This is a genomic window from Nonomuraea fuscirosea, from assembly GCF_003001935.1.
GTDB lineage: Bacteria > Actinomycetota > Actinomycetes > Streptosporangiales > Streptosporangiaceae > Nonomuraea > Nonomuraea fuscirosea.
In genome coordinates this window covers 159,133-171,635 of record NZ_PVNG01000028.1, presented here as the reverse complement: position 1 = coordinate 171,635, position 12,503 = coordinate 159,133, and the positions used below count along the sequence as shown (strand labels likewise).

The window sequence follows — 12,503 nt, the reverse complement described above, 5'->3', positions numbered from 1 at the left end:
CGAGATCGCCCAGGAGTTCGGCATCTCCCAGATGCACGTCTCCCGCATCCTGCGCGCCGTCCTCACCCAGCTCCGCACCGCCCTCACCGACTGACGACGGGACCTTCTTCCCGCGGACGGGGCCGGGGGCCGCGAACAGGGTTCGCGGCCCTCGGTTCGGCGGACGGCACGGATACGCGCGGCCGGCCTCGGCGGACGGCATGCTTCTGTCGGGGCCGGGTGCGAGGATGCGGGGCATGACTGACTGGGACCCGAAAACGGATCTGCGCCACTACCTGCAGACCGTGCGCGAGGCACTGTTGTGGAAGCTGGACGGCCTGTCGGAATACGACGTCCGCCGGCCGTTGACGCCCACCGGCACCAACCTGCTGGGGCTGGTCAAACATCTGGCCGGGGTGGAGGCGGGCTACTTCGGCGACATCTTCGGCAGGCCGTTCGCCGAGCCGATGCCGTGGATGGAGGACGACGCCGAGCCCAACGAGGACCTGTGGGCGACCCCTGAGGAGTCGCGCGAGGACATCATCGGGCTCTACCGCCGGGTGTGGGCGCACGCCGACGCGACGTTCGACGCGCTGCCGCTCGACCACGTGGGCGAGGTGCCGTGGTGGCCGGAGGAGCGGCGGCGGGTGACGCTGCACCGGATCCTGGTCCACGTGATCGCCGAGACCAACCGGCACGCCGGCCACGCGGACATCGTGCGGGAGCTCATCGACGGCTCGGCGGGGCTGCGGCAGGGCGTCGACAACCTGCCGCGGGTCGGCGAGGAGTGGTGGGCGGAGCATCACGACCGGGTCGAACGCGCGGCCCGGGAGGCCGGCCAGGCACCGGCTCGGTAGCCGCTGCTCGGCCGCCGTAATGGATAGGGCCGGAAGCCGCAGAAGAGCTCATGCCGCACCGCCTCCTGTGTCGCCACGTGCGGCGGGACCTCAATGGTGCGGAGGCTAGGAGGGGGCGGGCTCTTCAACTTGTGGTGTGCCGTCGAGGGGGATGCCGCGCACGCTGAGCAGCATGAGCAGGGCGCAGCCGCCGGTGAGGGCGATGTCGGCGACGTTGCCCACGAACAGCCCGCCGTAGTCGATGAAGTCGACGACGTGGCCGTGGGCGAAGCCGGGCGGGCGGAAGAGCCGGTCGAGCAGATGGGAGCCGGCGCCGCCGAGCAGCGCGCCCAGCACGACGGTCCACGCCGACGAGCGCAGCCGCCTGCCGACGTACAGGATGCCGATCACCGCGGCGGCGGTCGCGAGGGTGAACACCCACGTCACGCCCTCGCCGATGGAGAACGCCGCCCCAGGGTTGAGCAGCAGACGTAGCTGGATCACCTGGGGGACGACCGTGACACGTTCACCGTCCGCGAGCGCCGAGACCGCCCAGAACTTGGAGGACTGGTCGACGGCGAGCACCACGGCGGCGAGTACGAGCATCCACCCGTACCGCCGCATCCCGCGTCCTGTCGCCTGTGCAGTGTGTTCGTCCGGCACCCGTTACCTCGCCATCACGTCCGTCTGCGCACGAATCTACCGAAAGCATGCCGCCGTCACGCCGGATGCCGTCCCGCATTTCCCTAGCCGGGTCATGACGTGTCCGGCGGGAAGCGGGGTTGTGTCCGCGGTCCGGAGACGTGCTGTGATCAAGGGGTAGGTACCGAGCCGGCAGCAGCCGGACGACGGCGGGAGCCACAGGCCGGTGTCCCCAAAATGGCAATGTCCGGCCCAGGAGTAGGACATGCCCCGCGCGTCGCTGCTGACGGCTTTGCCCGGGTATGCCATCGTGGCTGCTTCAGCAGCGCCCCCGAGGGTCCGCCGTCGGGCCGTCACCGGCCTCCGGCGCTTCGCACATCACGCTCACGACCAGGTCGCGGTCCCAGTACTGCACCCTGGCCGCAGGCATGCACGGGCGCGGGAACCCACACACCCACCACGGGGCGCGCCCGCGCCCGACCATGAGGAAGGCTGGCCAGCGCAAGCATGACCGGCAGGCGACCAACCCCGACCAGCACCACCAGACGCGACCGTGGCAAGCGGCGCGCGGCGCGCCTGAGCGGTGCGCAGATCACCGGCGGCGGCCTGGCCGCACTCACCGCCGCGGTCACGGCCTCGTACCTCGGGGTGACCGGCACGGTGATCGGCGCGGCCGTGATGAGCGTGGCCACCACGGTGGGAACCGAGTTCTACGCCCATCTCCTGCGCCGCACCGGCCACAGGGTCAAGCAACACACCGTGCCCAGCCGCCGGACCCGCCCAGCCCGGCACGGCACTCCGGCCGGTGATGACGCTCCGGCTCGGGCAGGCGATGACCCGGCGGGTCACGAGGCTCGGGCAGACGAAGATCCGGTATGCGGTGCTCCAGCGGGCGGCGGCCTCATCGGCGGCGGGCCTGTGGGTGAAGGGCAGGCGGATGGGACGTCGGTGGCAGGGCCGGCGGCCGGGGGCGGTGGATGGTCGCACGGGTTGCGGGGGCGGCTGGGTTGGCTGCGGGTCGGGGCGGTGCTCGCGCTCGTGTTCACGGTCAGCTTCGGTGGCGTCCTCATCTACCAGGCGTTCAGCGGGCAGATGGCGGCTGATCAGGGGGACGGCACGAGCGCGAAGAAGGCGGGCACGGGCAAGCGTCACGGTCCTGACCGGGACCGGCGCGCAGCCCGCAGGCCACAGCAGTACCTCCCGACGCAGTCTGGACAGCCCGCCACACCGTCACCCACCGGCCCGTCCGGGTCGCCCGCTGCGGCCACCGCTTCACCCACCGGCCCAGCCATCGGTACGACGACCGGGCCGGACGGTGGCACGGCCGACGGCGCAGGCGGCGACCTCCAAGAGGGCGCGGGCATCGGTGGAGACGGCGGCACAGGCGGCGCGGTGAACGGCACCGCCGCGCCGCCGGACGGCCCGGCGTCTGGAGCGTCCGCTCCACCGCCCGGCTCATCCACTGCCGCCCCGCTCGAAGCACCGGAGGCCGCACTGCCGGACACCATGCCCTCCGCCTCGGCCGCCCCCGGACGACCCCACACGGGGAACTCGCCGGCCCCCACCCGGCCTTCGGGCGAGGACACGGTAAGCCGCCACCGGTGACTGAGGGTCCGTCCGGGGATCTGGCCGGTGCGTGGCGAGCGGGGAGAGGTCATGGGTGTCGTTCGATGAAAGGGGTGAGCAGGCCGGGGAGTGCGATTTCGGCCAGGGTCAGGCCCTCGTTCACCGAGACGTCGCGGACCCGGTAGATGCCGTCGCCCGCCGCCGTGGTGGCTCCCAGGGTGAGCAGGCCGGTGCGGCGCTGGAACGGTGAGCGGGTGATGTTCCAGCCGATGACCCCGTCCCGCCGCAGGACGACGGTGCGGCGGGCGAACGCCCCGTACGAGGTGACGAGGTAACGGCCACGGACGGCGTGCCCGAGCGAGTGGTAGGCCGAGCGGGCCAGGGCCGTCAGGACGGGCACCAGGACCAGGCCGGTGATCGCGCCGGTGGTGACGAGCCCGGGCCCGAGCCACAGCCCGAGCCCGGCGGGGATCGCGGCGATCAGCACCGAGGCCGTCAGCGCCTGGCCGGCCCGCCTGCGCCGGGCGACACGAGGATGAGCGGCCAGCTCCCGCCGCCCCAGCAACTCCCGCCCGTCCAGCAGCTCCCGCCCGGCCGGATCGGTGGGAGGCAGGATCTGTGCGGCGACGGCGAGCGCTTCGGCGCGGGGGACGGCCGGGGTCAGGACGCGGCGCCGGCGGTTCTCGTCGCGGTCGCCGAGGCCGGTGGTGACCGCGTTCAGTCTGGCGCCGCCGGCCCAGCGCAGCGGCAGGGGCTCCACCAGCTCCAGGCCACGCAGCCGGTGCTCCTCCATGCTCACCGACCGGGTGGCCAGCAGGCCGCGGCGGACGCGCAGGACACCGCCTTCGGCGCGCCGCAGCTCGTACCCGCTCCAGTTCTCGATGAACGTGAGCGTCGAGGAGGCCACCCCGAGGGCGACGACGGCGAGCACGGTCACCAGGACGCCGAACCAGAGCGGGACCGAGCCGAAGCGGCGCACGAGGTCCTGGACGACCCCGAGGTCGAGCGGGTCGATCTTCATCTCGTGCAGGGTGCGGTAGACGGTCCCGGCGGCGGCCAGGACGCTGCCGACGCCCCAGACGGTGAGCGGGGCGTAACGCAGCCACGACCGGTCCAGCTCGCTGATGACGCCGTCGCTGTCCGCGGCGTGCCCGCTCTCGCGTCCTTCGAGGATCAGGCGGCGCAGCTCGGCGGCCTGGCCCTTGGTGACGCCGTCCAGCCGGACCGCGCGGCGGGCCGCGGCGCCCTGCCCGCCGGTGTCGAGCCTGAGCGTGGTCAGGCCGAACAGGCGGTGCACCGGATGGGCGGTCACGTCGATGCCGCGGACGCGGACCAGCGGGATCGAGTGCCGGCTGCGGAAGAGCAGGCCGGCGCTGACCTCGAACCGGTCGCCGGTGATCCGGTAGTGGGTGGTCGCCAGCCGCGACAGCCCGATGCCGCCGACGATCAGGCCGGTGAGGAGGAGTGAGCCGAGGGTGATGAGGATCTGCAGGTTCGTCTCGCCGCCGGTGACGAGCAGGCTGAGCGCGAACAGGGCCGCCGGGGTGAGCGGGGCGCTCAGGCTGACCAGCACGAGCCGCCCGCTCAGCCGTCCCGCGTGGTCGCGCGGCGCGGTCCGCGTGAGAGTGGAGGTCATGAGGCGTCTCCCGGTACGGCCTGGGTCCGGCCGGCCAGGTAGGCCACCAGCTCGTCCGCCACCTTCGCGTCGAGCCCCTTGATGCTGACCGCCGAGGACGAGGCGGTCGTCACGGTGATGCCCGACAGCCCGAAGAGCTGCTGCAGCGGCCCGCGCAGCGTGTCGACGCTCTGGACCCGCGACAGCGGGACGACCCGCCACTGCTGCCACAGCCAGCCGGAGGCCGTGTAGACGGCGTCGCCGGTGACCTCCCAGCGGTGCACCCGGTAGCGCCAGAGCGGCATCACGGCCAAGTAGAGCAGCCCGGGCACCAGCGAGCCCAGGGTGAACCACATGAACAGCTCCCGCGTGGGCGGGATGCTCGCCCACAGGATCCCGAAGGTGAGGGGCAGCGGCAGGGCGAACACCGCCGCCTGCGCGCTCCACCAGCCGATCGCCCGCCCCTCGACGCGGTTGCGCGGCGGCCTGAGCCTGACGTTGTCCATGACGTCGCCTGTCCTCGGATGGCTTGTCATCGGATGGCTTGTCACTGGATCGCCTGTCCTAGGATCGCTTGTCATCGGGTCACGGACACCGGCACGGCGGCGGTGGCGTTGAGCCTGCGCATCTTGGTCACGAGCACCGTGGTGCGGGCGAGCACCATGGCCAGGGACATGAAGACGAAGGCGTTGGCGTAGGTGTCGGCGCCGCTGACCTGGTACTCGACGGAGAAGCGGACCAGGCCCTCGGCGAACCAGTGCTCGGCCCCGTACGCGAACACGATCCGCCCCAGGGACAGCACGATCCACACCAGCGCGTAGCCGAGCCCGCCCGTCGTGTAGAGCTCGCCCGACGGGCGCCGGTGGGCGGGCAGCAGCGAGCCGGCGATCAGCCCGCAGATGATCCCCGTGCCGATGCCCACGAGCTGCAGCGACAGGTCGTTCCCCTGCGTCGGGAACGAGTGGACGAAGACGGGGATGATGACGGCGACGACGATCACCGAGCGCAGCAGCCGCGTCCTGGTGATGCGGCGCCGGCCGAGGTCGGTGGCCAGGATGACGAGGAGGATGGTTCCGCTCGCTATGAGGGCAGCAAGAAACTGACTCATCAGGGGGTTACTCCGGATCGTGAGTGGGGATGTCCCGTGCGGCTTGGCGCTTCGCACGTTCTCTTCGGCGCTTTCCACGCTAGAGACGGCGCTCCCGCCCGGAGACGACCGAACGGTGGGTCCGGCTGTCAACCGATCAGTGGACACGGACGTTTCCGTGGTACGACTGTTGCCGTGCGTGTACGACCTGACACCGGAGCGAGCGGCGACGAGCCCCCCGCCACCGAGCCGCGTACCGGCTGGTTCGGCCTGTGGGACGGCTTCTTCGCCGTCTCCTACCTGCTCACGGCGGTGCTGCTGTTCTTCTCCGGCGGCCCCACGGCCGCCCAGGCCGCCGCGATCGGCGCGCTGACCCTGATCGTGCCGTGGTACGCGGGGCTCGGCCGCGGGCTGATGACCGGCCAGGCGTACGGACGGAAAAACCTCATCTTCGCGGCCGGGCTGGTGGCGCTGTTCTGCCTCACCACGTGGTTCGGCCTCATCAGCTCCTTCTCCTTGTACGCCGTCGCCCCCATGCTGATCATGACCCTGCCGATGAGGCAGGCCGTCGGCTGGCTCGCGGTGGCCAACCTGTTCCCCGTGCTGGTGACCTGGATCAGGAGCGAGGAGCTGGGCATCCCGCCTTGGAGTGCGCTGCCCCTCTCGCTGCTGAGCTACGCGCTGTCGATCCTGCTCGGCGTCTGGATCAAGCGGGTGACCCGGCAGAGCAGGGAGCGCGCCGAGCTGATCGAGGAGCTGCGCCGCACCCAGGAGCGGGTGGCTCGGCTCTCCCACGAGGCGGGCATCTCGGCCGAGCGCGAACGGCTCGCCAGGGAGATCCACGACACCCTCGCCCAGGGTCTGACCAGCATCATCAGCCTGGTCCAGGCGGCGGAGTCGAACGTGCGCGACGCGCCGGACCAGGCGAGCGGGCACCTGTCGCGGGCCGGGCAGGTGGCCAGGGAGTCCCTCGCCGAGGCCCGCGAGTTCGTCGCCGCCCTGACCCCGCCCACCCTGCGCGGCGGCTCCCTCGTGCAGGCCGTGCGCAGGCAGGCCGACGGTCTGGTCGCCGACACCGGGCTCGACGTGCGCACGTCGGTGCGGGGCGAGGAGGAGCCGCTGCCGATGCCGGTCAACGTCGTGCTGCTGCGCTCGATGCAGGAGGCGGTCGCGAACGTGCGCAGGCACGCCGCGGGGGCGCGCGCGGTGGACGTGGTGATGACGTTCGAACAGGACGCCGTACGCCTGCTCGTCCGCGACGACGGCGAGGGCTTCACCCCGGAGGGCGACCACGACGGCTACGGGCTGCGCGGCATGCGGGCCAGGGTGGCGGAGATCAACGGCACGGTGAGCGTCGGCAGCCGCCCCGGCGGCGGCACCGCCGTCGAGGTGCGCGTACCCGTGACGTCGGCTGGAACGGCGGGCGAGAAGCGTGTTCCCGTGACGGCGGCGGCTGGAACGGCGGGCGAGGAGCGGGCGCGTGGCTGAGGCGGGACCGATCACCATCCTGGTGGCCGACGACCATCCGGTGGTCCGCGAGGGGCTCATCGCCATGCTGGAGTCCGCCGCCGGCATCACCGTCGTCGGTGAGGCGGGCTCGGGGGAGGAGGCGGTCGCCAGGGCGCCGGTGCTGCGGCCCGACGTCGTCCTGCTCGACCTGCGCATGGGCGGCGTGGACGGCGTCGCCGCCACCGGGCACATCCGGCGCGAGCTGCCGGACGCCAAGGTCGTCATCGTGACCACGTACGAGGACGACACCGACATCCTGCGCGCCGTGGAGGCGGGCGCGGCCGGCTACCTGCTCAAGGGCAGCTCACGGCAGGAGCTGATCGACGCGGTCCGCGCCGCCGCGCGCGGGGAGACCGTGCTCACCCCCTCCCTGGCCGGCAAGCTCTTCCGCGCGCGGACGCCCGAGCCGGCCGCGCTGTCCGAGCGTGAGTGCGCGGTGCTGCGGCTGGTCGGCCAGGGGCTGACGAACGCCGAGATCGGCGGCCGGCTGTTCATCAGCGAGGCGACGGTCAAGACGTACCTGCTGCGTTCGTTCAAGAAGCTCGGCGTCTCCGACCGCACCGCCGCCGTCATGACCGCCGTCGAACGCGGTCTGCTGTCCTGATCCGAGTGTTTCCGCCGCGTCGCGGGGGATGAGGATCACGGGGGGCTGTGGCCAGGGGGAGGTCACGATGGGTGGTGGTCTCGGTGCCGGCGCCGGCTGCGGCGACGGGCCGGCCTTCGAGATGCTGGATCCGGCGCCGGTGGGCGTGGCGGTGACGCGCGGCCCTGAGCACCGGCTGATCTACTTGAACCGCATGTGCCGGTCCCAGCTGGGCGATCCCGAGCTGGGCAGCCCGTTCCCGTGCGCCTTCACGTCGCCGACGCGGGAGCGCTTCTGGCGGCTGTGCGACCAGGTGTTCAGGACCGGCGAGTCCGTCGTGCTCACCGTCGTCCCCTTGAAAACGGAAGCGCCGCCCGACCGGGTCCCGAGCCAGGACCAGTGCCAGAACCCGACCCAAGATCAGGGTCAGGACCAGGGCCAGGACCAGGGCTCGACTCGGGATCAGGAGCGGTTCTTCACCTGCAGTCTGTCGCGGATCTCGTTCGAGCCCGGCGATCACGGCGTGCTGGTGATGGCCATGGAGGTCACCGAGCAGATCGCCGCCGCCCGGCAGGTCCAGGCCATCGCCGACGAACGCCGCCGGATCCTGCGGCGCTACCAGAGCCTGATCCAGGTCAGCGCGCAGATCATCTGGGTCGCGGGGCCCGGAGGCGACCCGATCGAGCCGAGCCCCAGCTGGGAACGGGTGACCGGGCAGCCGTGGGAGGAGTTCCGCGGCAACGGCTGGCTGCGGATGGTGCACCCCGACGACCAGGCCGAGGTCCTGCGTACGTGGCAGGACGCCCTCGACAGCAGGGCGCAGTCGTACGACAACGTCTGCCGGCTGCGTGTCGCCGACGGCGGCTACCGGCACTTCCGGGTGCGGGCCGTGCCCGTCTACGAGCACGGCCGGCTGGTGGAATGGGTCGGGAGCTGCAGCGACGTCGAGCGGCAATGGCAGGAACGACGCTCCCAGGACCTGCTCGACCGGGCCGCCGCGGCCATGGGGGAGCTGTCGAGCCTGCCCGACATGCTGCGCGCTCTGGCCGAGGTGATCGTGCCGGAGCTGGCCGACGGGTGCGGCATCCACCTGATCACCGACATGTCCGGCGCCGATCGCGGGGGGCCGCTGCTGGTCGAGCGGGTCGCGGCCGCCGTACGTCCCGGGCTGCCCATGATGACCCCGTACGGGCAGGAGCAGGTGCGGCCCGAGAACAAGCTCGTGCAGGCCGTCCGGCAGCGGCGCCCGTTGCTGGCGACGTTCGCGCCGGGCAACCCGCCGCCGGACCTCGCCCCCTCGGGAGCGCAGCGGTGGGTGGCGGAGAACGACGTCAACGGCATGCTCATCGTGCCCGTCGTCGTCGACGGCGCGGTCCCGGCCGTGGTCACGACGCTGACCTGCGGGAACCGTCCGCCGCTCGATCAGGCCGACATCGCGCTGCTCACCCAGATGTTCGACCACGCGCACGACGCCCTGAGCAGCGCCATCCGCTTCCAGCGGGCCCAGCAGATCGCGCTGGCCCTGCAGCACAGCCTGCTCGCCGAGCCGCCCCTCCTTCCCGGACTGCGCATCGCCGCCCGCTACCGGGCCAGCCCGGCCGCCGCCGAGGTGGGCGGCGACTGGTACGACTCCTTCGTCCTGCCCGACGGCGCCCCCGTCATCGCCATCGGCGACGTCGCCGGCCACGACCTCGCCGCCGCCGTCGAGATGAGCCAGCTCCGCAACATGCTGCGCGCCCTGGCGATGGACCGCTGGGGGCCGCCGGGCGAGATCCTCACCCGGCTCAACAAGGTGATGTCGGCCCTGTCCGGCGAGGTCACGGCCACCTGCGTGCTCGCCCGCGTCGAGGAGACCGGCGGCGGTCACCGGCTCCACTACGCCGTCGCCGGTCACCCGCCACCCCTGCTCGTCACGTACGAGGGAACGGCGCGTTTCCTCGACGACCCGACCGGCTCCCTGCTCGGCATCGGCGACGTGTTCGACTGCCCCTCGTCAACGGTGCCGCTGCCGCCGGGCAGCACCCTGCTCCTCTACACCGACGGCCTGATCGAACGGATGGGCGAACACCTGGACCTGGGACTGGAACGACTGCGCGAACTGGCGCAGACACTCGCCCGCGAACCCGTGGACGCCTTCTGCGACCGCTTGCTCAGCGGACTCCCGACGACCGGCCTCGACGACATCGCCGTCCTGGCCCTACGCCGACCAGGACCCGACTGACCCCGGATCGCCCGCGAGACCGACCCGAACCCTCCCACAGGCAGACGTCGAACCGCCCGAATGACTCATGCGGCACCTTTCCCGGGCGCGGACGCTGGACCGTTCGACATCTCAGGCGGGACCTTTCCCGAGTGCTGACGCTGGACCGTTCGACATCTCAGGCGGGACTCTTCCCGAGTGCTGACGCTGGATCGTTCGGACGTCTCAGGCGGGATCTCTCCGTAGGTCGGCGCGGGACCGTCTGGGAGATTGGTGCTGGGTCGGCCGTGCTAGGGCTTGAGGACTATCTTGCCGCGGGTGTGTCGCTGTTCCAGGTCGCGGTAGGCGTCCTGGACCCGGTCCAGCGGGTACGTGGCGGCGATCGGGATCTCCAGCCGGCCCGTGCGGATGAGTTCGGTCAGCTCGGCCAGCACCTCGGCCGTGGCCGCCGCGGCGCTGCCCTCGTTCTTGACCCCGTAACGCTCGACCGCGGCGACGTCGATGATGGTGTCGATCCGGTCGGGGCTCACCCCGAGCTCGATCGCCAGGTCCACGTAGCCGCTGCCGAAGTTGTCGATGAAGGCGTCGACGTGCCCGGCCGCGGCCTTGATCCGGGCGGCGACCCCCTCGCCGTACGTGACCGGCACGGCCCCGCGCTCGCGCAGCCACTGGTGGTTGCGCTCGCTCGCCAGCCCGATCACCGTGGCGCCGGCCTCGACCGCGAGCTGCGTCGCGATCGTCCCGACTCCGCCGGCGGCCCCCGCGATGACCACCGTGTCGCCGGAACGCAGGCCGACCGCCCGCACCTCCGCCACCGCCGTCGTGCCCGCGACGTACAGCGAGCCCGCCTGCTCCCACGACACCTCAGGCGGCCGCCGGACCAGGTCGGACGCCTGCACCACGACGTATTCGGCATGGCTGGCCCGGTTGTCGGTGAAGCCGAGCACCTCGTCGCCCGCCACGAAGGCCTCCACCCCGCCGCCGGTCGCCACGACCACCCCGGCCAGGTCGCTGCCCTGCCCGGACGGGAACGTGGACGGCCAGACGTCGCGGAACACCCCGAGGCGGACCGCCGCCTCACCCGGATTGATCCCGGCGGCCACCACCTTCACCAGGACCTGCCCGGGACCCGGCACCGGCCGCTCCACCTCGGCGATCCGCAGCACCTCGATCCCGCCGAAGTCGTCGAACCGGACCGCTCGCATCGTCTCGACCGTCATCTCGACCTCCCTGACCTGTTGTTCTAACTCCGGGTGACCTGGTGAAACCCGGTTCGGGACTCACCTTGCCAAGCGTTGACGAGAGGCGGAATCGGACAGGTCTCCCTAGGATCCACGCTCCTAGGCTGAGCGGTCGGCCGGGCCCCGCGGCCGCGCCATCATGGACGCATGGACATGGACCGGGCCCAGCTCGCCGACTTCCTGCGCCGGGCGCGCGAGCGGCTGCGTCCCCAGGAGGTGGGGTTGCCGGCCGGGCCGCGCCGCCGTACGCCCGGCCTGCGCCGCGAGGAGGTCTCGCAGCTCGCGGGCATGTCGGCCGACTACTACATGCGCCTCGAACAGGCCCGCAGCCCGCAACCCTCGCTGCAGATCCTGGCCGCGCTGGCCCGCGGGCTGCGGCTGACCGACGACGAGCGCGACCACCTCTACCTGCTGTCCGGCCACCGGCCGCCGAGCGGCCCGCTGGCCCACGACCACGTCAGTCCCGGTCTGCTCTACCTCCTCGACCAGCTCACCGAGACCCCGGCCCACATCACCAACGACCTCGGCGACCTGCTCGCCCGCAACCAGATGGCCGAGGCGCTGCTGGGCTGCATCTGCTCGATCCGCGAGCAGGACCGCAACTTCGTCTGGCGGTGGTTCACCGACCCGGCGATGAGCCAGGCCTACGATCCGGAGGAACGCGCCGCGCTCAGCCGGGACCACGTCGCCGACCTGCGCGCCTCCTACGCCCGCCGGGGCGGCGACGAGCCCTCCGCCCGCCTGGTCGCCCGCCTGCGCGCCACGAGCGAGGAGTTCACCCGGCTGTGGGACCTGCACGAGGTGGCGGTACGACGCGTCAGCCGGATGCGGGTCGCCCACGCCGCCGTCGGCGCGATCGAGCTGCACTGCGAGACCCTGCTCAGCCCCGCCGAGGATCAGCGGCTCGTCATCTACACGCCGGTTCCGGGGACGTCCGCCATCGAGCACCTGAGCCTGCTCCGCGTCCTCGCGCACAACGACTTCGTCCCCGCTGCCCCGGCCCGCCGCTGAACGCCGCTGAATGCCGGTTCGACCGCCGCTGAACGCCCGTTCGACCGTCGTCCGATCGCCGATGGAGGGCTCGGCGGCGGCGAATGCGGTTCGGCCGACGCTCGACCACGGCTGAACGCCGTTCGCCCCGCGCTGAAGGCGAACGGCCGTCGTTTCCGTGCCGGGGGATGCCGCTTGACCGCCACTGACCGGTTTGGGGTGAACTCCGGTCGCCGGTCGCGCGTATCCCAGGTA

General features: G+C 72.2%; 12 protein-coding genes. 7 read left to right on the top strand and 5 right to left on the bottom strand.

The annotated features are described in order from the left end of the window. Both B0I32_RS47700 and B0I32_RS47695 read left to right on the top strand, forming a co-directional pair. The coding region (locus tag B0I32_RS47700) for a sigma factor-like helix-turn-helix DNA-binding protein (protein ID WP_281262603.1) at positions 1–94 on the top strand (94 nt) is incomplete at its 5' end. A 142-nt stretch (positions 95–236) separates the two neighbouring features. Then, positions 237–836: a DinB family protein gene (locus tag B0I32_RS47695; protein ID WP_106251055.1), complete on the top strand. Its 600-nt coding sequence runs from the start codon at positions 237–239 to the stop codon at positions 834–836. Positions 837–941: 105 nt separating this feature from the next. On the opposite strand, the gene B0I32_RS47690 is transcribed toward B0I32_RS47695, so the two are convergent. Next, positions 942–1,439 (bottom strand): signal peptidase II, encoded by a 498-nt coding sequence (locus B0I32_RS47690; protein ID WP_106251053.1) that lies wholly within the window; start codon positions 1,437–1,439, stop codon positions 942–944. Positions 1,440–1,964: 525 nt separating this feature from the next. On the opposite strand from B0I32_RS47690, the gene B0I32_RS56945 reads away from it, so the two are divergent. Continuing rightward, positions 1,965–3,062: a hypothetical protein gene (locus B0I32_RS56945; protein WP_146178568.1), complete on the top strand. Its 1,098-nt coding sequence runs from the start codon at positions 1,965–1,967 to the stop codon at positions 3,060–3,062. A gap of 49 nt (positions 3,063–3,111) precedes the next feature. Here B0I32_RS56945 and B0I32_RS47685 read toward each other — a convergent pair whose 3' ends face one another. The 3 genes from B0I32_RS47685 to B0I32_RS47675 form a co-directional block, all read right to left on the bottom strand. Continuing rightward, a complete protein-coding gene (locus B0I32_RS47685; RefSeq protein WP_106251051.1) occupies positions 3,112–4,659 on the bottom strand; it encodes a PH domain-containing protein in 1,548 nt (515 codons plus the stop codon). Next, a complete protein-coding gene (locus B0I32_RS47680; protein WP_106251049.1) occupies positions 4,656–5,144 on the bottom strand; it encodes a PH domain-containing protein in 489 nt (162 codons plus the stop codon). Before B0I32_RS47680 ends, B0I32_RS47685 begins: the two co-directional genes overlap by 4 nt. Before the next feature lie 71 nt (positions 5,145–5,215). Next, on the bottom strand, positions 5,216–5,746 hold the full coding sequence (locus tag B0I32_RS47675) for a hypothetical protein (protein ID WP_106251047.1): 531 nt from the start codon (positions 5,744–5,746) through the stop codon (positions 5,216–5,218). Positions 5,747–5,920: 174 nt separating this feature from the next. Here B0I32_RS47675 and B0I32_RS47670 point away from each other — a divergent pair, with 174 nt between their 5' ends. The 3 genes from B0I32_RS47670 to B0I32_RS47660 all read left to right on the top strand — a co-directional run bounded on the left by B0I32_RS47670 (position 5,921) and on the right by B0I32_RS47660 (position 10,038). After that, positions 5,921–7,213 carry a sensor histidine kinase gene (locus B0I32_RS47670; RefSeq protein ID WP_106251045.1) on the top strand — a complete coding sequence of 431 codons (1,293 nt, stop codon included), beginning with the start codon at positions 5,921–5,923 and terminating at the stop codon, positions 7,211–7,213. Further along, positions 7,206–7,838 carry a response regulator transcription factor gene (locus B0I32_RS47665; RefSeq protein ID WP_106251044.1) on the top strand — a complete coding sequence of 211 codons (633 nt, stop codon included), beginning with the start codon at positions 7,206–7,208 and terminating at the stop codon, positions 7,836–7,838. The genes B0I32_RS47670 and B0I32_RS47665 overlap by 8 nt, the downstream gene beginning before the upstream one ends. A gap of 67 nt (positions 7,839–7,905) precedes the next feature. Then, positions 7,906–10,038, top strand: a complete 2,133-nt coding sequence (locus tag B0I32_RS47660; RefSeq protein ID WP_219912380.1) for a SpoIIE family protein phosphatase — start codon at positions 7,906–7,908, stop codon at positions 10,036–10,038. A 269-nt stretch (positions 10,039–10,307) separates the two neighbouring features. Here the strand turns inward: B0I32_RS47660 and B0I32_RS47655 are convergent, their stop codons facing one another. Continuing rightward, positions 10,308–11,237 (bottom strand): NADP-dependent oxidoreductase, encoded by a 930-nt coding sequence (locus B0I32_RS47655; protein WP_219912379.1) that lies wholly within the window; start codon positions 11,235–11,237, stop codon positions 10,308–10,310. Positions 11,238–11,405: 168 nt separating this feature from the next. Here B0I32_RS47655 and B0I32_RS47650 point away from each other — a divergent pair, with 168 nt between their 5' ends. Next, positions 11,406–12,269, top strand: coding sequence for a helix-turn-helix transcriptional regulator (locus tag B0I32_RS47650; protein WP_245956614.1), 864 nt, complete (start codon positions 11,406–11,408; stop codon positions 12,267–12,269). Positions 12,270–12,503: the final 234 nt, after the last annotated feature.